The sequence below is a fragment of the Burkholderia sp. 3C genome (assembly GCF_054589155.1).
Window position 1 is genome coordinate 1 of sequence record NZ_BAAILN010000042.1, and the last position, 20,003, is coordinate 20,003.

Annotated in this window: 18 protein-coding genes; 4 read left to right on the forward strand and 14 right to left on the reverse strand. The window is 62.5% G+C overall.

Annotation, left to right across the window (positions count from 1 at the left end):
• Nucleotides 1–43: 43 nt before the first annotated feature.
• From ACYP33_RS06205 to ACYP33_RS06225, 5 genes are all read right to left on the reverse strand, one after another.
• Nucleotides 44–1,513 carry an aldehyde dehydrogenase family protein gene (locus ACYP33_RS06205; RefSeq protein ID WP_459620418.1) on the reverse strand — a complete coding sequence of 490 codons (1,470 nt, stop codon included), beginning with the start codon at nt 1,511–1,513 and terminating at the stop codon, nt 44–46.
• Entirely contained in the window at nt 1,510–1,812 is a 303-nt protein-coding gene (locus ACYP33_RS06210) for a putative quinol monooxygenase (RefSeq protein ID WP_459620420.1), read from the reverse strand. Before ACYP33_RS06210 ends, ACYP33_RS06205 begins: the two co-directional genes overlap by 4 nt.
• A gap of 16 nt (nt 1,813–1,828) precedes the next feature.
• A complete protein-coding gene (locus tag ACYP33_RS06215) occupies nt 1,829–2,884 on the reverse strand; it encodes an Ldh family oxidoreductase (RefSeq protein ID WP_459620422.1) in 1,056 nt (351 codons plus the stop codon).
• 78 nt (nt 2,885–2,962) lie between these two features.
• On the reverse strand, nt 2,963–3,382 hold the full coding sequence (locus ACYP33_RS06220; RefSeq protein WP_414441233.1) for a cupin domain-containing protein: 420 nt from the start codon (nt 3,380–3,382) through the stop codon (nt 2,963–2,965).
• A 286-nt stretch (nt 3,383–3,668) separates the two neighbouring features.
• On the reverse strand, nt 3,669–4,970 hold the full coding sequence (locus ACYP33_RS06225; RefSeq protein WP_459620424.1) for an MFS transporter: 1,302 nt from the start codon (nt 4,968–4,970) through the stop codon (nt 3,669–3,671).
• Between the two features lie 429 nt (nt 4,971–5,399).
• Here ACYP33_RS06225 and ACYP33_RS06230 point away from each other — a divergent pair, with 429 nt between their 5' ends.
• Complete coding sequence (locus ACYP33_RS06230) at nt 5,400–6,467, forward strand: lactonase family protein (RefSeq protein ID WP_459620426.1); 1,068 nt, start codon at nt 5,400–5,402, stop codon at nt 6,465–6,467.
• A 179-nt stretch (nt 6,468–6,646) separates the two neighbouring features.
• Here the strand turns inward: ACYP33_RS06230 and ACYP33_RS06235 are convergent, their stop codons facing one another.
• Nucleotides 6,647–7,933, reverse strand: coding sequence for an MFS transporter (locus ACYP33_RS06235; protein WP_459620428.1), 1,287 nt, complete (start codon nt 7,931–7,933; stop codon nt 6,647–6,649).
• 228 nt (nt 7,934–8,161) lie between these two features.
• The gene (locus ACYP33_RS06240; RefSeq protein ID WP_459620430.1) at nt 8,162–8,851 is read right to left on the reverse strand and encodes an aspartate/glutamate racemase family protein; all 690 of its coding nucleotides are present in this window, start codon (nt 8,849–8,851) and stop codon (nt 8,162–8,164) included.
• Nucleotides 8,852–9,019: 168 nt separating this feature from the next.
• Here ACYP33_RS06240 and ACYP33_RS06245 point away from each other — a divergent pair, with 168 nt between their 5' ends.
• Nucleotides 9,020–9,964: a GntR family transcriptional regulator gene (locus ACYP33_RS06245; protein WP_459620432.1), complete on the forward strand. Its 945-nt coding sequence runs from the start codon at nt 9,020–9,022 to the stop codon at nt 9,962–9,964.
• 50 nt (nt 9,965–10,014) lie between these two features.
• On the opposite strand, the gene ACYP33_RS06250 is transcribed toward ACYP33_RS06245, so the two are convergent.
• From ACYP33_RS06250 to ACYP33_RS06260, 3 genes are all read right to left on the reverse strand, one after another.
• Nucleotides 10,015–10,740 carry a GntR family transcriptional regulator gene (locus ACYP33_RS06250; RefSeq protein ID WP_459620434.1) on the reverse strand — a complete coding sequence of 242 codons (726 nt, stop codon included), beginning with the start codon at nt 10,738–10,740 and terminating at the stop codon, nt 10,015–10,017.
• Nucleotides 10,737–11,804, reverse strand: a complete 1,068-nt coding sequence (locus ACYP33_RS06255) for an isocitrate/isopropylmalate dehydrogenase family protein (RefSeq protein ID WP_459620436.1) — start codon at nt 11,802–11,804, stop codon at nt 10,737–10,739. Before ACYP33_RS06255 ends, ACYP33_RS06250 begins: the two co-directional genes overlap by 4 nt.
• 308 nt (nt 11,805–12,112) lie before the next feature.
• A complete protein-coding gene (locus ACYP33_RS06260) occupies nt 12,113–12,889 on the reverse strand; it encodes a hydroxypyruvate isomerase family protein (protein ID WP_459620438.1) in 777 nt (258 codons plus the stop codon).
• Between the two features lie 681 nt (nt 12,890–13,570).
• On the opposite strand from ACYP33_RS06260, the gene ACYP33_RS06265 reads away from it, so the two are divergent.
• Nucleotides 13,571–14,662 carry a lactonase family protein gene (locus tag ACYP33_RS06265; protein WP_459620450.1) on the forward strand — a complete coding sequence of 364 codons (1,092 nt, stop codon included), beginning with the start codon at nt 13,571–13,573 and terminating at the stop codon, nt 14,660–14,662.
• 59 nt (nt 14,663–14,721) lie between these two features.
• On the opposite strand, the gene ACYP33_RS06270 is transcribed toward ACYP33_RS06265, so the two are convergent.
• The 4 genes from ACYP33_RS06270 to ACYP33_RS06285 form a co-directional block, all read right to left on the reverse strand.
• Complete coding sequence (locus tag ACYP33_RS06270) at nt 14,722–15,621, reverse strand: dihydrodipicolinate synthase family protein (RefSeq protein WP_459620440.1); 900 nt, start codon at nt 15,619–15,621, stop codon at nt 14,722–14,724.
• A gap of 16 nt (nt 15,622–15,637) precedes the next feature.
• Nucleotides 15,638–16,303 (reverse strand): 3-isopropylmalate dehydratase small subunit, encoded by a 666-nt coding sequence (gene leuD, locus ACYP33_RS06275; RefSeq protein ID WP_459620442.1) that lies wholly within the window; start codon nt 16,301–16,303, stop codon nt 15,638–15,640.
• Between the two features lie 67 nt (nt 16,304–16,370).
• Nucleotides 16,371–17,780 carry a 3-isopropylmalate dehydratase large subunit gene (gene leuC / locus ACYP33_RS06280; RefSeq protein WP_459620444.1) on the reverse strand — a complete coding sequence of 470 codons (1,410 nt, stop codon included), beginning with the start codon at nt 17,778–17,780 and terminating at the stop codon, nt 16,371–16,373.
• 45 nt (nt 17,781–17,825) lie between these two features.
• Complete coding sequence (locus tag ACYP33_RS06285) at nt 17,826–18,173, reverse strand: RidA family protein (RefSeq protein WP_459620446.1); 348 nt, start codon at nt 18,171–18,173, stop codon at nt 17,826–17,828.
• 213 nt (nt 18,174–18,386) lie between these two features.
• Here ACYP33_RS06285 and ACYP33_RS06290 point away from each other — a divergent pair, with 213 nt between their 5' ends.
• Entirely contained in the window at nt 18,387–19,982 is a 1,596-nt protein-coding gene (locus ACYP33_RS06290) for an ABC transporter substrate-binding protein (RefSeq protein ID WP_459620448.1), read from the forward strand.
• The last annotated feature ends 21 nt before the right edge of the window (nt 19,983–20,003 follow it).

The window sequence follows — 20,003 nt, forward strand, 5'->3', positions numbered from 1 at the left end:
GCCGCGGCGGAGCCGCGGCGCCTGACCATGCGCTCGAGAGCAATTACGCCGTGCGCGGCACCGACCAATAAGTTCGGGTGTTGGTGAACTCGCGAATCCCCGCGGTAGCCAGTTCCCGGCCGTAACCCGACTTCTTCGTTCCGCCGAACGGCACGCGGGCATCCGAGGCGGTCATGGCGTTGATGAACACTGCACCCGTCGTGACGCCGTTCGAGATCGACAGCGCACGATCGACCGATGCCGACCAGATGCTGATCGACAAGCCGAACTGCGTGGCGCCCGCCAGGCGAATGGTATCCGCATCGTCTTGCGCAACGGCGATCGCTGCGACCGGGCCGAAGGTCTCTTCGTCAAACACGGCGATGCCCGGGCCGGTGTTGCCGATCACGGTCGGCTCATAGAAGTAGCCATCACCTGCGACGGCCTTGCCGCCGGTGAGCAGCGTTGCGCCTGCTTCGATCGAGCGCTGCACTTGACGGTCGAGTGCGTCGCGCAGATCGCCGCGTGCAACCGGGCCCATGTGGGTGCCGGCTTGCGTGGGATCACCCACGACCAAGGCGCGCACGCCAGCGACGAATCGGGTGGTGAAGGCCTCGGCGATCGAAGCCGAAACGATGAAGCGCTTCGCACACACGCAGCTCTGGCCGGCGTTGTTGAAGCGTGCCTTGATGGCGGCCGCCACGGCCGTCGGCAGATCCGCATCGTCGAGCACCACGAATGCGTCCGAGCCGCCCAGTTCGAGCACCGATTTCTTCGATGCGCGGCCAGCGGCAGCACCGACAGCGGCACCTGCACGATTCGAGCCGGTCAAGGTCACGGCGGCGATGCGGTCGTCTTCGATCAAGGCCTCGATCGTTGCCGGGACGTCGGGCTCGGCAACCACGAGGGTCGTGACGAGATGCTCGGGGAAGCCCGCGTCGATGAACACCTGTTGCAGTGCCAGCGCGCTGCCGGTCACGTTCGGGGAGTGCTTGAGGATGACGCCGTTGCCTGCGGCCAGGGTCGGGATGGCGAAGCGCATGACTTGCCACACCGGGAAGTTCCATGGCATCACGGCAAGAATCAAGCCGATGGGCTCGTAGCGAATCCATGCATCGACGCCTTCGATGGCGGCCGCTTCGGGGGCCAGGATGCGTGCGGCGTTGTCCGCGTAATAGAGGGCCGTGACAGCCGACTTCTCGACTTCGCCGGCGGCTTCGGGAAGGATCTTGCCCATCTCGGCGGTGGTCAGCGCGGCGAGCTTGTCGCTTTGACTGCGCAGCGTTTCAGCAAGGGCGCGCAGCAGATCGACGCGTTGCGCGACCGGCACCGCGCCCCAGGCGCGCGCCGCCGCGTGGCCCTTGGCGACGGCTTGCTCGACCTGCTCGGCGGTCCAGCTCTGATAGGTGGCCAGCGTTTCGCCGTTGACCGGATCGAGGGTGGTAATCGTGTGCGTCATGACGGATGTCCTGTCATGGACCGGCACATGACGGCACCGGTCCGAGTCGACGGATCGTGAAAGCGATCCGGTCATGCGTGATGGAAGAGACGGTGAGCGATCGTATTGACTTGGCTGCCCGGCACGACGCAGCGCCCGGCCGCTTCGCGCCACTTCGCGAAGTGCGGCGCGGCGCGATGCGCATCGATCGCGGCTTCGTCGTCGTACAGCTCGTAGAACATGAAGTGGAGCGGATCCTTGGTGTCGCGCGTCACGTCGAAGTAGCGGCAGCCGGCTTCGTCGTTGAACGTGCTCTTCGCGTTTTGCTCAATGGCGGCGAGGAACTCGTCGAGACGCTCTTCATGGACCCTCAGGGAAACGATAAGCGAGAGCATGTTGTGTCCTGTTTCGTCAGATACGAGTGGAGGCGGGGAGATCCGTGCCGGTCTCGACGCTCAGTTTCATCAGGCTTTGCCAGGTGTGGTCGGCGATCGTGATACCGGATTCGCGAAACTTGATCGTGTTGCGATCCTCAATTTCGCCGGGGAAGAAGATCTCTTCGACGCCGTGTGCGGCCGGCGAGCTCTTGACTTCGTCGATGAGCGTTTCCATGCGCTGTTCGAACTCGGCGATCGGCATCATCGACTTGATGTCGATCGTGATCAGCAGGTGGCCGCAGCCGCTCGGGCGGGTCGGGTCGTACGGGCCGACGACATCCTTGCCGAATTTGCTGCCGGTCAGCACGCCGGCGAGCACATCCATCATGAACGCGATGATGTATCCCTTATGGGCGGCCATCGGAAGGATCAGGCCGTGAATGGCCTTGCTGGCGTCCGTGGTCGGCACGCCGTTTTCGTCAGCGGCCCAGTCGGCCGGAATCTCCGTGCCGCGCTCTGCCGCGAGATAGATCTTCCCGCGCGCAACGGCCGTGTTGGCAATATCGAGAACCGCGGTGCCGCGCTTGCCGCCAGGCGCCGCGACCGACCAGGGATTGGTGCCGATGGTCTTTTCACGGCCACCCCACGGCGCCATTGCCGGGCTCGCATTGGTCGCGAGAATGGCAATGCAGCCGGCTTCGGCGGACATGCGCGTGAAATACGCCGCAGTGCCGAAGTGATTGGAATTGCGGACCGCGACAGCGCTGATGCCGTGCTCGCGTGCGCGCTCGATGCCAAGCTCCGTTGCTTGCTTGGTCAGCACCTGACCGATGCCGTGACGGCCGTCGAGCACGGTGATTGCGCCACCGTCCATCACCGTTTCAGGCGCGGTGACCGCGGTCATCGCGCCGCTGCGCAGGCGATCGACATACCAGGGGAGTCGCAGCATCCCGTGCGAGGAATGCCCCCAGAGTTCGGCGGTCACGAGGCTGTCTGCAAGCAGATGGGCGTTGGAAGTCGGCACGCCGAGCGACTTGAGGACGGCCGTGCCGAACTGGATCAGCGCGTCCGCTTGAGCATTGAAAGGCATTGATCTCTCCTGGAAATGCCGGTGTAAGTGCTGGAGGAGGCGGCAGCGCCGAGCGCGACCACCTTGGTCCCCCAAAAATCATGCTTTGCCGTGTTCGGCCGAGACCGGATGCGTCTTGCCGGAATCGGTCAACGTGCGCGTCGCATCAGGTGTCGCGTAGATCCACAGGATCTTCATGCCGTTGGTCTTCGACAGATTGCGGAAGCGGTGATTGACGTTGGGCGGAATGAAGGTGACGTCATGAGCCTTCAGCTCGTATTCCAGCCCGTCGATGTCCAGGATCGCTTCGCCTTCCATCAGCACGACGCTTTCCTGCACGTTGTGGCTGTGGAACGGGATCTCGACGCCGGGACCGAACGAGGTGTAGCCGGTGATGAAGCTGGTGGTGCCAATCGCCTTGCCAACCAGAGGCGTCGTGCTGGCGCCGCCTCCGCGATCGTGCTTCGTCAGGGTTTCCGGTTTGAGAAGGGCTGCGCCGGAAGGAGTCGTGATGGACATGCTCGTCTCCACTCAAAGTAAGGGGGAAGCTCGCCACGGAGGCGGATTGTTTGAGGTGGATGAGGAATCCGGAAATCGGTACGCAAGGAACCGAATCCGGACCGGGATCTGGCAACGCTCCCCATCCATCGAGTCACTATAGCATTTTGTGATTAAAAAAAGCAATTCAGGAAAGTCGTTCAGATGAAGGCCATTTAATTTACCTAGCCAACTGGCGTAGCGATGATTTTGGGGTGCCTGTCTGGATTACAGAATGCAATCTTCGAGATCCCGATTCGGCTCGGGATCAAGCGTTTGACGTCGACGTTTGCAGCGGCCTGGTCGCGACGATCGGACGGCGTGTCATGGTGACGATGATCGTCGCGCCCGATACCAGCAGCAGGCCTGCGATGCCGAACGCCCAGTCATAGCTGCCGGTGGTGGCCACGACGTAGCCCGTCGCAATCGGCGCGATCATGCCGAAGATGTTGCCGCCGACAACGACGAACGCCATTGCCTTGCCGACATCGCGCGAGCTGGGCAGCAGGTCGTTGAGCAACGCAAAATTCAGAGATGTGGTGGACGCAATGCCCGTCAAGGTGATCGAGAACACGATGAGCAGCGCCGTCAAGTTCTCGGTGAACGGTACGGCCAGGATCACCGCGCCGAGCAGCATGGCGAGCGCGACTGCATTGCGACGCCGGCCGGTCGATACGCCGCCTCGTTTCACGTACATGTCGCTCAGACGGCCGGCGACGACGCAGAGCATGACCGATACGGCATACGGAACCGCCGCGAACATCCCGGTCTTGGTGATCGACAGATGACGCGTTGCCTGGAGATAGCTGGGCAGCCAGGTGAGAAACAAATACTGCGTGTAGACGTTGCAGCCCTGGGTCAGTGCAAGCCCCCACAGCGTCGGGCTCTGCATCAGCGACAGCAGGCCATGGGACGGCTGGTCGCCGTTGGCGGCCGGGCTTGCCGAGGCCGGCTTGACGTCACGCTCACGCAGGATCTTTTCGCGTTCTGCCGCGCCGAGCCAACGCGCTTTCTCCGGCGTGTCGAAGAACAGCAGCCAGGCGCCCAGCCACACGAAGCCGATGCCGCTCGCGATGACGAAAGAAAGTCGCCACCCAAAGCCCGTCACCAACCAGGCCAGCAAGATCGAGCAAATCGCCGGGCCCGCGTATGAGCCGCTATTGAACAGCGCGGTGACCACGCCGCGCTCCCCGGCGGGGATCCACTGACGGATCACCTTGGCGCCGACCGGGTTGCTGCACGATTCGCCGCCGCCCATGACGAGGCGGGCGCTCAGCAGGCTGGCGAAACTTCCTGCGAATCCGGTCAGGGCGGTTGCGGCCGACCAGATGAAGATGCCGACGCCCGCAATCTTTTTCGGACCGAAGCGGTCAAGCAGCAAGCCCATCGGGATCAGGAACAGCGCGTAGCTCCAGATGAACGAGGAAAACAGGTAGCCCATGCTGACCGTCGAGAGACCGAACTCTTTCGCGATCGGCACCGCGGCAATGGAGAGCGCGATGCGATCCATGTAATTGATCATCGCGAGCGAGAAGAGGAAGGCGGCTATCCAGCCGCGGCGATAGGACATCGTTGTCTCCTGAGGGGAGGTGAATATTGGAAGCGTTATGTGACAACAAAGTGCAATATAGGGCGCTACATGTCATTCGCGCCCGAACCGGTGCGTGAGACACGACATCGGAACGTGGCTCGTACTACATCCGCCCAGATCTGCTCGCACTCCGTCTTTTCTGCTGCCAGCAAGGCTGGATGACCCATCCTTCATTTATGCCGGCCTGCAACGAGACGCAGCTTCATGGACGGACATCAGCGTTTACGCTAGCATCGTGCAGCTTTGCGATAAGATTTTCGTGAGCATAAAATGCATAAACGCCAATTGCAAGAGACTTGCGTCACAGTAGGAGAAAACCCCAATGCAGGCAGTCTGGTACGTGCTTTCGAGCGGAAATCGACCTTGGGCGGTGATGGTTGGCCGCGGCGGCGCAAGGCAGGAGGCGTGATGCGGACGTTCGCCTATGTGGGTTGTCGCACAACGCGTGAGCGCAACGCCCGAGGTAAGGGGATCGGTATCTATGCGGTGGCGTCCGGCACGATGGCGTGGACGTTGGTCGACATCCACCCGACTCTCGATAACCCGTCGTTCCTGGCGCTCAACAACGAGCAAACCGTCTTGTACTCGATCCACGGCGATGGCAGCCAGGTGAGCGCGTACCGCATCGGCTCCGAAACAGGGCGCTTGACCGACCTCGGCGCGGTGTCGTGCGAGGGGCGCAATCCGGTTCACCTGGCGCTTTCGGCCAACGGTGCTTGGCTCGCCATTGCAAACTACGCCACCGGCTCGGTGACGCGATTGCCGATCAGTGCCGACGGTGCGCTGGGGCATGCGGGGCCGCTCATTCGACTGCCGGGCGAGCCAGGCCCCCATCCCAAGGAGCAGCGCAGCTCGCATCCGCATCAGATCGCGCGATATGTGACCCGATCGAGCGATACGAATTGGCACATCGTCCCCGACAAGGGGCTCGACACCGTGTTCGTCATTCGTTGGCACGATGAGGGCAAGCCCGATGTCGTTGCGCATCGATGGAAGCCGGGTTCGGGGCCGCGTCACGTGGCGTTTCATCCGGTTCTGCCTTTGATCTACGTGGCCAATGAACTCGACTCGACGATGACGGCATGGGAGTTTGACGTCGAAACAGGCGGGATGACGCCGCTTGAAACGATCTCCCTTCTGCCGGCTTCGTTCGGCGGCGAGTCGTCCGCGGCCGGCATCGTGATTGAGCCCGATGGTGGGGCAGTCTACGTATCGAACCGCGGGCACGATTCGGTGGCGACGATTGCGCTGGATCCGTTCAACGGGATGCCGAGGTTGTCCGCCTGGGTTCCCACCCACGGCGACTTCCCGAGATTCATTTGCCTTGGCCCCGACGGCCGGCGACTGTACGTCGCCAATGAGCGTTCCGACACGATCGTCGAGTTCGCATGTGCGGCGAACGGAAAGGGGCTGGAAATGACGGGGCAGATCATCAAGACGGGCAGCCCCGTCTGCGCGGTGTTCAAGACGCGATAGCCTCGTTGGCTAGCGCGGCCGAACAGGGCGGTAAGTTTCTCGGTTCGGCTGATCGGGACAGGCTCGGTGAGTGGCGGCATGCCAAGGGATTTTCATGATTCGCTATCCTCACGATTGATCGTGACAGCACGCGCCGCGCGTGCATCAACCGAAACATGCGGTGACGATTGCATGTCTCGCTATCCATGGCTTGGCCCGGACAAGTTGGGCGGAGGTGCGATGGGCTTGTGCGTCAACGTCAATACGACCGTGGCGCCAGTCACCAGCAATATCCCGGCAATGCCGAATGCCCAGTTGTAGCTCCCCGTCGCATTGACGACGTATCCCGTCGCGATCGGTGCAATCATGCCGAACACTTGTCCGCCAATGATGAGCATTGCAATCGCTTTTGCCACATCCCTTGAACTCGGCAGCAAATCGCTGAGCAGTGCGATATTCAACGAGGCGGTCGACGAAATGCCCGTAAGCGTGGCGGCGAAGATGACCATCAGCACGATCAGGTTGGAGGTGAAGGGGACCGCCAAAATCGACGCTCCGACCAGCAGCGCGAGCGCGACTGCGTTGCGACGGCGCCCCGTTGCCACGCCCGAGTGCTTGAGATAGCGATCGCTCAGGCGGCCGGCGAGCATGCATAGAATCACCGAAACCGCGTAGGGCAGCGAGGAGAACAGGCCGGTGTGCGTCAGACTGAGATGGCGAGTCGTCTCCAGGTAGCTCGGCAGCCACGTGAGCAGCAAATATTGGGTGTACACCTGGCAGCCTTGCGTCACGGCCAGTGCCCACATCGTCGGCGACTTGAGCAGCGTCGCCAGTCCAAAGGCCTGCTGCTCGCCAACCGTGCCGGGCTGCACCGAGTCTCGCTCCGACAAGATCTTGTTCTGTTCCTCGGTGCTCAGCCAGGTGACCTTTTCAGGCGTATTGAAGAAGACGTACCAAAGCGCAAGCCAGACAAAGCCGATCGCGCCCGCAATGATGAAGGACACTCGCCAGCCGAAGGCTCCGATCAACGTGCCGAGAAACAGGGAGCAAATCGCGGGGCCGGCGTAGGAGCCGCTGGCGAACATGGCGGTCGTCATCCCCCGTTCGCTTGCCGGCATCCACTGCCGAATCACTTTCGCGGCCACGGGATTACTCACCGATTCCCCCGCTCCCATGACGAGTCGTGCCACCATCAGGCCGCCAAAGCTCGAGACCATACCCGTCAAGGCGGTCGCCGCGGACCAGACGAGAATGCCCCATCCCGCCATTTTCTTGGTGCCGAACTTGTCGATCATCAGCCCAAGCGGCAGGAGAAATAACGCGTAGCTCCAGATGAAGGATGAAAAGAGGTAGCCCATGCTGACCGAGTTCAGGTGAAATTCATGTGCAATCGGCTTGGCGGCAATGGACAGGGCGATGCGATCCATATAGTTGATCGTCGACAGCCCGAAGAGGAGCGCGGCGATCCAGTATCGACGGCGAGGCATGCGTGTCTCCATTTAGATCAGCGCTTTGGTGGCTGTAGCGAGAGCGATGTCGCCCCCGTCATGCGATCGAATTCTTCCGCATGCCATATTGCATACGTAAAAATCCGACAATTCTCGCCAGGTTTTTCGCCAATGACGCTTGAATTGAGGAAGTCGTTGGGAGCGAATGAGTATGTTCGGATGTATATTTGTGTCTTTTGTATGGAATTAGTACAATTCAAGGCGAGCTTAAATGCGCGTATCCAAGGTGCGTCGCTCTTGGCCCAGAAAGTTTTTCATCTTCCGAACCGCGCTATCGGGTGTCGCGAGCGTCGGCTTGCCGGAGGCCTGTTCGGCCGCTGGTCGGGCTTTCGTCATTGAAAATTGCGCAAAACACACTACGTCGCAATGCGCCGCGGCGGCACATGTTTCGACGATCAATCGGTCGTGGGTCGCTTGATCGCCGCGTTGAATCGCCTCCCATGCGCCTGGAACCAGGAACGGCTCGATCTGCAACGACAGTTCGTTCTGCTGCGCATGAAGCCCGAATTCCGCCGTGATAGGGGCAAGCGCCGGTTCGAACGTGGCCACCAGGGCAATATGCGTTCCGATGGCGACGGCCTCTTCGATCATGGCTTCGTTCGGTTTGAGCACCGGCACGGCGGCACTTGACTGCGCCGCTTCAACTGCGGGTCCGAACGATGAGCAGGTGAACAACACGCCATCCGCGCCGGACTGTACGGCGTACCGAGTCAGCTCGACGAAGCGCGGCGTCATGGCGTCGATGTTGCCGCCAGCGGCGTTCAGGTCGGGCGTCAGGGCGTCGTCGAGCAGGTTGAAGACGACGGCCTCCGGCCACAGACGTGAGAAACTGTCGTTGATCGGCGCAATGGCGACCGATGTGGCGTGGATGAGGTGGATGCGGGGCGAAGTCTTCATCGTCGGAGGATTTGCGGATTGTATGTTGTTTCGACAAAGTACATTGTTGGTCGGTTTGATGTGGGCGTCAACAGGGGCATGTCCTAGGTGGGGAAATTTGTTCGCCCGTTCCTCTAGTTAAGTGTGGCAGGCAGCTTGGTCGGTATTGTTTAACCCTTACTTCTCATCATGAAATCGGAAAACACCGGCGCGTTGGCCGATCAGGTCGCAGCGAAGATCGTGGATATCGTGCGCGCCCGATCCTTTGCCGCTGGCCAGCATTTGCGCGAGGAGGCCTTGGCCAACGAGTTGGGGCTTTCGCGCTCACCTGTGCGTCGCGGACTTGCGCTGCTCGCTCAACACGGCATCGTGGTCAAAGAGGTCAATCGAGGTATTTTCCTGGCCGTCGATGCGAAAGCGATCGATACCTTGTCCCTGCCTTTCGGGGCGGATCCTCATGAGGAGTTCTACCTGCGCGTTGCCGACGATTGCCTGGGCGGCGTCATCGCGGAGGAGTTCAACGAAGCCGAGCTGATCCGCCGATACGAAGTGTCCCGCGGCTCGCTGCTCAAGGTGCTGCAACGTCTTGCCAATGAAGGCATGGTCACCCGAAAAATGGGCCAAGGTTGGCGGATCAACCCGTTCCTCCAGGATCGTCAGGCCTATATTCAAAGCTACCGATTCCGGATGGCGATTGAGCCGTCGGCGTTGATGGAGTCGACCTTCAGGGTGAACAAGGCCGAATTCGCGAGGGTGCGTCGCGCGCAAGCCGAAATGCTGGATGGCGACATCTTCACGCTGCCTCGATCGAGGCTGTTTACAAACGGCTCGGACTTCCACGAGGTTCTGATCAAATGCTCCGGGAATCGCTTCTTCATCGAAGCACTGGAGCGGCAGAACCAGCTGCGCCGTTTCATGGAATATCGGGCCGCTACCGAGCGTTCGAGGCTCGTGCAGCAATGCGAGGAACATCTCCATATTCTTGACCTGGTCGAGTCGGGTAGCCGGGACCGAGCCGCCGCCTTCATGCGCAAGCATCTGGACGTGGCGAGCAAGATGAAGGCGGAGGGGCCGGTTATGGCCGGTGAGGTGGTGGCCGATGTCTCGCAACTGGATGTCGACGCGCACCTCTGAGGGTACGCAAGGCGCTGTTTCCTTCTTGCTCGTGCAGCGCCTTGGTCCGTTTATAGATGTCGTATATCCAGCGTCTTCAGGATTGAGGTCAACTCGCCGGCGCTTCTCGATCGCTGCGCTTTGTGGATCGCATACGCGCTCTCGGCGTCGTTCAGCTTGATCGCTTCGACGAGATTCCGATGGTTCTTCGTGGACACCTTCGGCGACGATCGCAGGTGCAACGTGATGCGTCGTGCGCGCCGGGTTTGATCCTGAAACTGACGAATCAGGATCATGAGGCGTTGATTTCCGGAGGCTTCGACCAAGGTCTCGTGAAAGATGGCGTCGAACCTCGCCCACGCGTCGAGATCTCCGATTGCGAGCGCATGCTCCAGGCCGGCAACGCTCGCGTCCAGCTCCGCGATGATTTCCGGCGAAGGGGGGCTCGCGAGCAGATCCTCGATCGCCAGAAGTTCGAGCGAAGCGAGGATCCGATAGATTTCGGCGGTGTCCCTGACCGAAATCGGCAGCACCTGAAAGCCATGCCTGGGGATGAATCTGACAAGCTTTTCCTCTTGCAACCGGATCAGCGCGTCGCGAATCGGCGTGCGGCTCATGTTCAGAAGATCGGCGGTTTCCTGCATGGATACCGGTGCGCCGACCGTATAGACGTTGTCCATGATTCGGCGCTTGATCTCTTGATAAGCCAGCATCGCGTTGTTCGGGCCGCGCGTTACCGGGTTCGACGCGTCGGCGTCGAATTCGCTTGAGTTACAGCCTGTCGAGTTATCAATCACTGTTGGTCTCGGATATATGCACAGATTGCGGCCGTGACGGCCTGGGTTCCGGCGGTCCCGCCGAGGTCGCCGGTGCGCGATTCCGCATGCGCGAGTGCGGCGTCGACGGCGCGTTCGATGGCTTGGCCGGCCTTGCCATAGGCCTGCGCACCCGGGCGCAAACCGAGGTGGGTGAGAAGGGCCGCAGCCGACAGGATCAGGCCGATCGGGTTGGCGATGCCCTTGCCGGCGATATCGGGCGCCGAGCCGTGGCCCGCGTTGGCAGCCGCATGCTCTTCACCCACGTTGAGCGCCGACGCCATGCCGAGCCCGCCTGCGAGCGCATTCACCAGGTTCGACAAGATGTCGCCGAACATGTTCGTCGTCAAGATCACATCGAATGCACCGGGCTTGGTGTAAAGCTCGGCCGCGATCGCGTCCACGTCGATTTCGCGGAGCTTGACCTCGGGGTATTGCGCGGCGACCTTGTCGACTTCGCTCATGAACAGGCCATCGGTGACCTGCATGACATGGCGCTTGCCGACGACGGTGACGTGCTTGCGCCGGGTCATCGCCACCTTGAACGCCGTTTCCGCGATGCGGCGGGAGGCCTTTGCCGTGATCAGGCGCAGCGCGATGGCGGAGTCGGGCGTCGGCATGAATTCGCCGTAGCCCTTGAACATGTTGCGGTCTGCGTAGAAGCCTTCGGTGTTCTCGCGAACGATCACGCAATCGAGGCCCGGGTGGGCCATCGGCACGCCCGGGCGCGAGCGTGCGGGACGAATGTTCGCGAAGAGATCCAGTTGCTTGCGGATGGTCCCCGGGATGTTGATGCCGCCTTCGCCGACCGACGGATACAACGTCATGCCGCCCGGCCCAAGCAGAACGCCGTCGGCCGCGCGGGCCGCCTCGACGACCTCCGGTGGAAGCGTCGTGCCGCGCTTGCGGTGCAGCGACATGCCGACTTCGTGAATCTCCAGGGAGAGATCGAGTCCGAACTTTTTATCGGCCTCGCGAACGACTGCGAGGGTTGCATCCATGATTTCCGGGCCGATGTCGTCGCCGGGGAGAACTGCGAGTTTCATGTTGTCTCTTCCATTTGAAGGGGAATCTTCCCGATCCGCCTTCAGATTGACTGCGAGATCATCGCATACAATACCGAATGCGATGGATGCTGGCGCGATCAACTGACTGATGGGCTTCGATCAGGCAGCGTGACTGGGCATTGGCTCAGTCGCGACGGGTGAGGAGCCTCGATCCATGACGCGTTCGTTTGCACAAACAAGGTCATGATTCGATGCTAAAAATGTACCGTGTTTTTATAGAGTACAATTTTGGTTGAGGATTCGCAACGAAGAATCTCGACTTTCCGCATTCTCGTTGTTGGGCCTCGTTACAGTTTGCTGCGCAGGTTCGGGGGCAGGCTCCGAAGCCCCGCGACAGTGTCTGCCTTGGGACGGTATTCGCATCCCAGCCAGTTGCGATAGTCCGATTCTTCGAGAACCGAAAGAATCTCATCGAAGGGAAGTGAGCCGCTCCCTGGCTCATGTCGGCCTGGAAAATCCGAGATCTGGATGTGGCCGATGCGGGGCAGCCACGCTTTTAGCGTGGTCACGGTGTCGCCGGTGATCGATGCGGCATGGTAGGTATCGAAAAGCAGTTCCAGCCTCGGATCATCGACGAGCTCAAAGAGCGACGCCGCCAATTCGTACGAAGACATGTAATAGCCGGGCACCTCGGCGGGGCTCATGACTTCGACCAGCGTTTTCAATCCGACGGCGCCGAAGGTTTGAACGGCGATGCGCACGTTTTCAACGTACGTTCGCCAGTTGGCGTCGGTCTCGTTGGTCACCACGCCGGCCATCACATGCACGCGAGGGCTGTTCAAGGCCAATGCGGCCTCGCGAGCGATGTCCACGCCTTCCCTGAATTCGCGACAGCGCTCGGAGAGCGCCGCCAGGCCTTTTTCCTTGAGGCCCGATCCCATCGGGGTGCAGATCTGAACGACTTCAAGTTGGTTCCTGGCGAGGAGTTCTCGCAAAACAGCGATGTCGTAATCGTACGGCGCCGGAAATTCGACATACCGATAGCCGGCCTGAGCTGCGGCAGCGAACCGGCCGAGGAATGGAACCTCGTTGAATTGAAAGCCCAAATGAGCACTTAGTTTCATCTCCAGCCTCGCTTGATACCCTGCTGGTTGCCCAGCAACGCGTGATGATGGCGGCGTTCTTCCATCGGGGTCCCGCCAGGATCCGTACTGGCCCTGGCACTTGGACTTAAATTGTACTTCGTTATTGTATCGTACAATTATAGGGGAACCCCTACGGCTGTCGAGCTTGGGTCGGATGACCGAGTTTGCGGTGCGAGGCCTTGATGCGATCGAGTCGCAGTTCATCCTGGCCTCTCGCGGCAAACCTGCGGCCATGGCGGGGGCGAACGTCACACAGCAACGCTCGACTCACGCGTGCCGCCTGTTGGCGAGTTCGGCCTATATTGCACTTTGTGAAATACAAGTGCATTTTTAATGAAAATGTACGTTGCCTTCCGATGTTGGTGATCGTTGTTATAGATGGCTACGAATACCGAAAAAGTCGGTGTCTATCGAGTAGTGTTTTCCATGACTGCAAAGTGCATTTAAGTACAACAGAATGCGACTAGCAAGAAGGTGCGTTTGCAACTACATGGGAACACGATGAACCATACCGATCGATCTTGTGGTCAGGACTTCGACGCCTTGTCGACGCGTGATTGCGATGCTCAAGGCAGTGCGCGGCGCCGATGGATCACGAAGGTGCTCGCGCTCGGCGCCGCAGCGGTGCTGGATGGGCAGACGAGCGCTGCGTTTGCTCAAATGCCGTCACAAGTTCCGAGCCGGCATGGGCCCAATCCGAAGTTTGCCTATGTCGGCTCCCGCACTACACGTGAGCGCAATGCCCACGGTGATGGGATCAGCGTGTTCCGGGTGGACGAGCAAACAGGGGCGCTTTCGTTGGTGCAAGTGCTCGGTGGCCTGGCGAACCCGTCCTTTCTTGCCTTGAGTGCCGACGGTCGGCACCTGTATGCCGTGCATGGTGATCTGAGTGACATCAGTGCGATGTCCGTCGACCCCGTCAGCGGACAACTCACGTTCGTGAACCGACAAAGCACGCAAGGACGGAATCCGGTTTATCTCGCGATCGATCCCACGGGGCGTTTTGTCGTGGTGTCGAATTATCAGGGGTCAAGCCTTGCGGTCCTGCCTATCGCTGCCGACGGATCGCTCGAACCCGTATCGCAACTGGTTCGTCTCGATGGTCCGATCGGGCCGCATCGCATTGAGCAAACGCAGTCGAAGCCGCATTCGAATCCGTTTGATCCGAGCGGCCGCCATGTGATCGTCCCGGACAAAGGCTTGGACCGGATTTTCTCTTTCCGGTTTATGGATGGCACGCTGAGCCCGGCGCCGACGCCGTTCGTCGTGTCGCGCGAGGGGGCCGGCCCACGCCACATCGCGTTTGCTCCGGACGGTCGGGTAGCATGGGTCGTCGATGAACTCGACTCTACCGTCACAAGCTATCGCTACGATCAGTTGACGGGTGCGCTCCATCCGTTTCAGGTGCTTTCGACCTTGCCAGAGAGCTTCACCGGCAACAGTCGAGCCTCGGAGATCGAGTTGGATCGCAGCGGCCGCTTTGTCTACGTATCGAACCGGGGTGACGACACCATTGCGGTTTTTGCCGTCGAGCCGTCCGGAGGGGCGTTGCGCTTCGTTGGCGCGCAGTCGACGCTCGGTCGCACGCCTCGTTTCATCACGAGCAGCCCGAACGGTCGATTCATGTATGCGCTCAATGAGGAGAGCGACACGATCGTCGCATTCTCGGTGAATGCGGCGGATGGCAGCTTGGCGCCTACCGGCTTCGTCGTGAAGTCTGGCAGCCCTGTCTGCATGGTGTTTTCACGCTAGCCGGGGGGGCGGCGCAAGTCTGCTGAATTCCGCGCATCATTTCCGTTGCCGTTGCCGTGTCAATGCAGGCTCGCCCCGCGCAGGCCAAACAACTCGCAGCCTTCGACGATGTCGCGCAATTGCCGCATCGCACCGGCATCGAGCGCGCGCATCGGCAGCCGGTGCGGGCCGTAGGAGCGGCCGACGACCTCGGCGGCAGCCTTCGTGGTCCTCACCACGCCGTGCGTGCGCACGAAGCGGAACAGCGGGGCGAGCGACAGGAAGATCTCGTCCGCTTCGTCCAGGCGCTGTTGCCTGACGCAGTCGTAGAGCCTGACGATCACGCCCGGGAACACGCTGTTGATGCCGTTGCAGCAGCCGTCCGCACCGAGCAGGAAGCTCGGCAGCGACTGGAACTCCGTGCCGCACAGATACGCGAACGCGCTGCCGGCCGCGCGCAACTCGGACACCCGCCCGATATCGCCGCTGCCGTCCTTGGTGACGGCGATCGGGCAGGCCGCCGCAATCTTGCCGTGCAGCGCGGCGGACAGATCCACGCCGGTGGTGAACGGGTTGTTGTAGATCCCGATCGGGCACGACACGGCCTCGCCCACCGCCGCATACAGCGCGACGATCTCGTCGTCGTTCAGGCGGAAATAGGATTTCGGCATCACCATCACGGCGGCCGCGCCGGCCGCCTGCGCGTGGCGGGCGAGGCGCAGCGTGTCGGCCAGCGGGTCCGCCGACACGCCGATCAGCACCGGCACCGCGCCCTCGGCCGCCTCGATCACGGCGGTGGCCAGCGCCATCCGCTCCTCCAGGCTCAGATAGGTGAACTCGCCGGCCGACAGTTGCGCGCTGAGGCCGTGCACGCCCTGTTCGAGCAGCCAGCCGATGCGCACGCGCAGCGTGGCGAGGTCGAGGCGGCCGTGCGCATCGAATGCGGTGGGCAGGTTGGCGAACACGCCTTGGAATGTCATGGCAGAGTCTCCCTTTTCAGGCCTGGTCAGCCGATTCGGCATCCTGAAGGTTCAGCCAGGGCTGCTCGGCAACGCGCCCGGCCTCGAACTGGCGGATCGCATCGGCATGGCGCAGCGTCATCGCGATATCGTCGAGGCCGTTCAGCAGGCAGTACTTGCGGAATGCCGTCACCTCGAACGGATAGGACACCGTATCGCTCGCGCGCACCACCTGCGCCTCCAGATCGATCGTCAGCGCGAAGCCTTCCTGCGCATAGGTGGCCTGGAACAGATGATCGACCTGCGCCTCGCTCAGCACGATCGGCAGCAGGCCGTTCTTGAAGCAGTTGTTGTAGAAGATTTCGGCGAAGCTCGGCGCGATCAGCGCGCGGAAGCCGTATTGATGGAGCGCCCACGGCGCGTGTTCGCGCGAGCTGCCGCAGCCGAAGTTGGTGCGGGCGATCAGCACCGTCGCACCCTGGTAGCGCGGCTGGTTCAGCACGAAATCGGGGTTCAGCGGGCGATGCGTGTTGTCCCGGCCCGGTTCGCCGCGGTCGAGATAGCGCCATTCGTCGAACGCGTTCGGGCCGAAGCCGGTGCGCTTGATCGATTTCAGGAACTGCTTGGGCAGGATCGCGTCGGTATCGACGTTCTCGCGATCGAGCGGCGCCACCACGCCGGTATGCACAACGAATTGATCCATGATTGATCACCAGATTGAGAGCGGGCGCGCCGCCGCCATGCGCGGCGCGACCTTGTGACGGGAACGCTCAGGCGAGCTTGCGGACGTCGACGAAATGGCCTTCGATCGCGGCCGCCGCAGCCATCGCCGGGCTGACCAGATGGGTGCGGCCGCCCGTGCCCTGACGGCCTTCGAAGTTGCGGTTCGAGGTGGATGCGCAGCGCTCGCCGGGTTCGAGCCGGTCGGCGTTCATCGCGAGGCACATCGAGCAGCCGGGCTCGCGCCACTCGAAGCCGGCATTCTTGAACACCTGGTCCAGCCCTTCGCGCTCGGCCTGCGCCTTCACCAGCCCGGAGCCGGGCACGACCATCGCGAGGCGGATGGTCGGCGCGATGCGGCGGCCCAGCTTGCGCACGATGTCGGCGGCGGCGCGCAGGTCCTCGATCCGCGAATTCGTGCAGGAGCCGATGAAGATCTTGTCGGGGCGGATCGATTCGATCGGCAGGTTCGGTTCGAGCGCCATGTATTTCAGCGCGAGCGTCATCGCCTCGCGCTTGACGGCGTTCGGTTCGTTGGCGGGATCGGGCACGCGCGCGTCGATCGAGGTGACCATTTCGGGCGAGGTGCCCCAACTGACCTGCGGCACCACCTCGGCGGCGTCGATCTCGATCACGCGATCGAACTGCGCGTCGTCGTCGGAGCGGAATTGCCGCCAGTGTTCGACCGCGCGTTCCCAACGCGCGCCCTGCGGCGAGTACGGGCGGCCCTTCAAATAATCGACGGTGGTGTCGTCCACGGCCACCATGCCCACCCGCGCGCCGGCCTCGATCGCCATGTTGCACACGGTCATGCGGCCTTCCATCGACAGCGCGCGAATCGTTTCGCCGCCGAATTCGATGGCGTAGCCGGTGCCTCCGGCCGTGCCGATCCGGCCGATGATGGTGAGCACCAGGTCCTTCGCCGTGCAGCCGGGCGGCAGCGCGCCGCCGACCGTCACCAGCATGTTTTTGCTTTTGCGTTGCAGCAGCGTCTGGGTGGCCAGCACATGCTCCACTTCCGAGGTGCCGATGCCGTGCGCGAGCGCGCCGAACGCGCCGTGCGTGGAGGTATGCGAATCGCCGCACACGATCGTCATGCCCGGCAGCGTCGCGCCTTGCTCCGGCCCGATGATGTGCGTGATGCCCTGGCGCGGGTCGTTCATGCCGAACTTGAGCACGCCGTGCGCGTCGCAATTGACGTCGAGCATGTCGAGTTGCAGCTTCGCCACCGGGTCGTCCACGCCGACGCTGCGGTCGGTGGTCGGCACGTTGTGGTCGGCCACGGCCAGGTTCGCGCCGACGCGCCACACCGGGCGGCCGGCCAGGTTCAGGCCTTCGAAGGCCTGCGGGCTGGTCATTTCATGCAGCAGGTGACGGTCGATGTAGAGGAGCGAGGTGCCGTCTTCCTCGGTGCGGATCACGTGCGTGTTCCACAGTTTGTCGTAGAGGGTTTGTGCCATGGTGGGTGGGGTTTTCAAACGGTGTCGTGGGGCGGAGCGGGCGGCTCAGTCGCGGTACGCGAAGGCCTGCATCTCGACGAGGTAGCGCGGGTCGGCCAGCTTCGATTCGATGCAGGCGCGCGCGGGCTTCGGGCTGTCGGCCAGCCAGGCCTCGTATACCCGGTTCATCGCGTCGAAATCGCCGATATGGGCGAGCCAGACCTGCACGCGCGTGAGGTCCGCCTTCGCGTAGCCGGCGTCGGCCAGCAGCCGGTCGAGCGTGTCGAGCACCTGTTGCGTCTGCCCCGCGATGTCGGCGCTCATGTCGTCGGCAACCTGGCCCGACGATTCGAACACACCGCCGAATGTCACGGCATCCGAAATTCTTCGGCCGCTGCCAAAGCGCTTGATCATGGAAATCTCCGGTGGGTTGGGTGGACCGGAAACACAATGACACCGCCATGACGCGGCACTTTCGCTTTAAGCGCGGCTGATGTTCAAGATAAGCACGGCTGAAGTTGCGTGTGACATTTTTTTGGATGACTACGCTTTTTGAAACGGCGCTCGTCGCGGCTCATTCCGCCTCCGGCCGCCGGCCACGGTTATTCATCCAATAGGAGATGCACGATGCTCACACGCCGCGGATTCCTCAGGACGAGCGCGACGCTCGCCTGCGCATCCAGTCTTTACCCGCTGTATGCCCATGCCACGCCGCAGGGCATCGTGGTGCTCGGCGAGGCGATCGACGGAATCGTCAACGGCTTCGATCCGGCCGAGGCCTACGATGCGAGCGCCGACATCCTGCCCAATATGTACCGCGCCCTGATGGGCTACGACCCGTCGAAGCCCGGCGGCCTGGCGGGGGACCTGGCCGAGCATGTGGAGATCGCGCCGAACGGCCTCGAATACCGCTTCACGCTGCGCGGCGACGCCCGCTTCGACAGCGGCGCGCCGGTCACGGCGCAGGACGTGGCGTACAGCCTGCAGCGCGCCGTCAAGCTGAACAAGTCGCCGAGCTTCCTGCTGACCCAGATCGGCCTGACCGCCGCCAACGCCGACACCGCCGTGCGCGCGGTGGACGCCAAGCTGGTGACGATCACGCTGCCACGCGCGCTGGCCAGCGGGCTGGTGCTGGCCACGCTGTCCACCACCGTGGCCGGCATCGTCGAGCAGAAGGTGGTGATGCAGCACGAGGTGGACGGCGACATGGGCAACCTGTGGCTGCGCAAGCATTCGGCCGGCGCGGGCGCCTACCGCCTGCTCGATTGGCAGGCCGGCTCGCGCATCACGCTGGCGGCCAATCCGAGCGCGGCGGTGCCGCCGAAGGTGCCGCGCCTCGTGATTAGGCACATGGCCGAGCCGTCGGCCGAGCTGCTGCAATTGCAGAAGGGCGATCTCGACATCGCCCGCACGCTCGGCTCCGACGAGCTGCGCGCGGCGTCCGCCGACAAGTCGATCACGGTGACGGGCACCGACGCGCTCACGCAGATCTATCTGCAGATGAATATGGCCGCGCCGATGTTCCAGAAGCGCGAGGTGTTGCAGGCGGTCAAGTGGGCGATCGATTACGAGGCGATCGCGCAGCACGTGACGCCGGGGCTGTGGGCCTCGGCGCAGGCGGTGCTGCCGAAAGGCACGCCCGGCGCGCTGACCGACAAGCCGTTCCGCAAGGATGTGGCGAAGGCGAAGGCGCTGCTGGCCAAGGCGGGCTTCGCCGACGGCTTCACGGTCACGCTCGATCACCCGAACATCTGGCCGTATCCGGACATCGCGCAGGCGATGCAGGCCGATCTCGCCCAGGTCGGGATCCGCCTGCAACTGCTGGCCGGCGATTACGCGCAGGTGCTGGCCAAGCGCCGCGCGCGCAAGCACCAGATGCAGCTCGGGCGGTTCGCCGCCGATCACCTCGATCCCAGCTCGTTCGTGTCGTACTTCGTGTCGAACCCCGACGACAGCGACAGCGCCAAGGTGCGCAACGGCGCCTGGAACAACCATTTCGTCGACGCGAAGCTGACCGCCGCCTCGGCCGCCGCCGATCGCGAACTCGATCCGGCCAGGCGGCTCGCCATCTACCAGCAGATCCAGCGCGACTTCTGGGAGACCGCGCCGATCATGTTCATGCTGCAAAAGCGCAACGTGGTGGCGGCGCGCGCCGGCGTGACGGGCCTGTCGATCGGGCCGATCGACGCCTACACGCATTATTCGGGACTCCGTAAATCATGAGCACGCTCAAGACCGGCCCGC

What these genes read in the sequence shown, in the direction of transcription:
- ACYP33_RS06205 (WP_459620418.1), bottom strand. Translation starts at nt 1,513, where the DNA reads ATGACCGGATCGCTTTCACGATCCGTCGACTCGGACCGGTGCCGTCAT.
- ACYP33_RS06210 (WP_459620420.1), bottom strand. Translation starts at nt 1,812, where the DNA reads ATGCTCTCGCTTATCGTTTCCCTGAGGGTCCATGAAGAGCGTCTCGAC.
- ACYP33_RS06215 (WP_459620422.1), bottom strand. Translation starts at nt 2,884, where the DNA reads ATGCCTTTCAATGCTCAAGCGGACGCGCTGATCCAGTTCGGCACGGCC.
- ACYP33_RS06220 (WP_414441233.1), bottom strand. Translation starts at nt 3,382, where the DNA reads ATGTCCATCACGACTCCTTCCGGCGCAGCCCTTCTCAAACCGGAAACC.
- ACYP33_RS06225 (WP_459620424.1), bottom strand. Translation starts at nt 4,970, where the DNA reads ATGTCCTATCGCCGCGGCTGGATAGCCGCCTTCCTCTTCTCGCTCGCG.
- ACYP33_RS06230 (WP_459620426.1), top strand. Translation starts at nt 5,400, where the DNA reads ATGCGGACGTTCGCCTATGTGGGTTGTCGCACAACGCGTGAGCGCAAC.
- ACYP33_RS06235 (WP_459620428.1), bottom strand. Translation starts at nt 7,933, where the DNA reads ATGCCTCGCCGTCGATACTGGATCGCCGCGCTCCTCTTCGGGCTGTCG.
- ACYP33_RS06240 (WP_459620430.1), bottom strand. Translation starts at nt 8,851, where the DNA reads ATGAAGACTTCGCCCCGCATCCACCTCATCCACGCCACATCGGTCGCC.
- ACYP33_RS06245 (WP_459620432.1), top strand. Translation starts at nt 9,020, where the DNA reads ATGAAATCGGAAAACACCGGCGCGTTGGCCGATCAGGTCGCAGCGAAG.
- ACYP33_RS06255 (WP_459620436.1), bottom strand. Translation starts at nt 11,804, where the DNA reads ATGAAACTCGCAGTTCTCCCCGGCGACGACATCGGCCCGGAAATCATG.
- ACYP33_RS06260 (WP_459620438.1), bottom strand. Translation starts at nt 12,889, where the DNA reads ATGAAACTAAGTGCTCATTTGGGCTTTCAATTCAACGAGGTTCCATTC.
- ACYP33_RS06265 (WP_459620450.1), top strand. Translation starts at nt 13,571, where the DNA reads ATGCCGTCACAAGTTCCGAGCCGGCATGGGCCCAATCCGAAGTTTGCC.
- ACYP33_RS06270 (WP_459620440.1), bottom strand. Translation starts at nt 15,621, where the DNA reads ATGACATTCCAAGGCGTGTTCGCCAACCTGCCCACCGCATTCGATGCG.
- leuD (WP_459620442.1), bottom strand. Translation starts at nt 16,303, where the DNA reads ATGGATCAATTCGTTGTGCATACCGGCGTGGTGGCGCCGCTCGATCGC.
- leuC (WP_459620444.1), bottom strand. Translation starts at nt 17,780, where the DNA reads ATGGCACAAACCCTCTACGACAAACTGTGGAACACGCACGTGATCCGC.
- ACYP33_RS06285 (WP_459620446.1), bottom strand. Translation starts at nt 18,173, where the DNA reads ATGATCAAGCGCTTTGGCAGCGGCCGAAGAATTTCGGATGCCGTGACA.
- ACYP33_RS06290 (WP_459620448.1), top strand. Translation starts at nt 18,387, where the DNA reads ATGCTCACACGCCGCGGATTCCTCAGGACGAGCGCGACGCTCGCCTGC.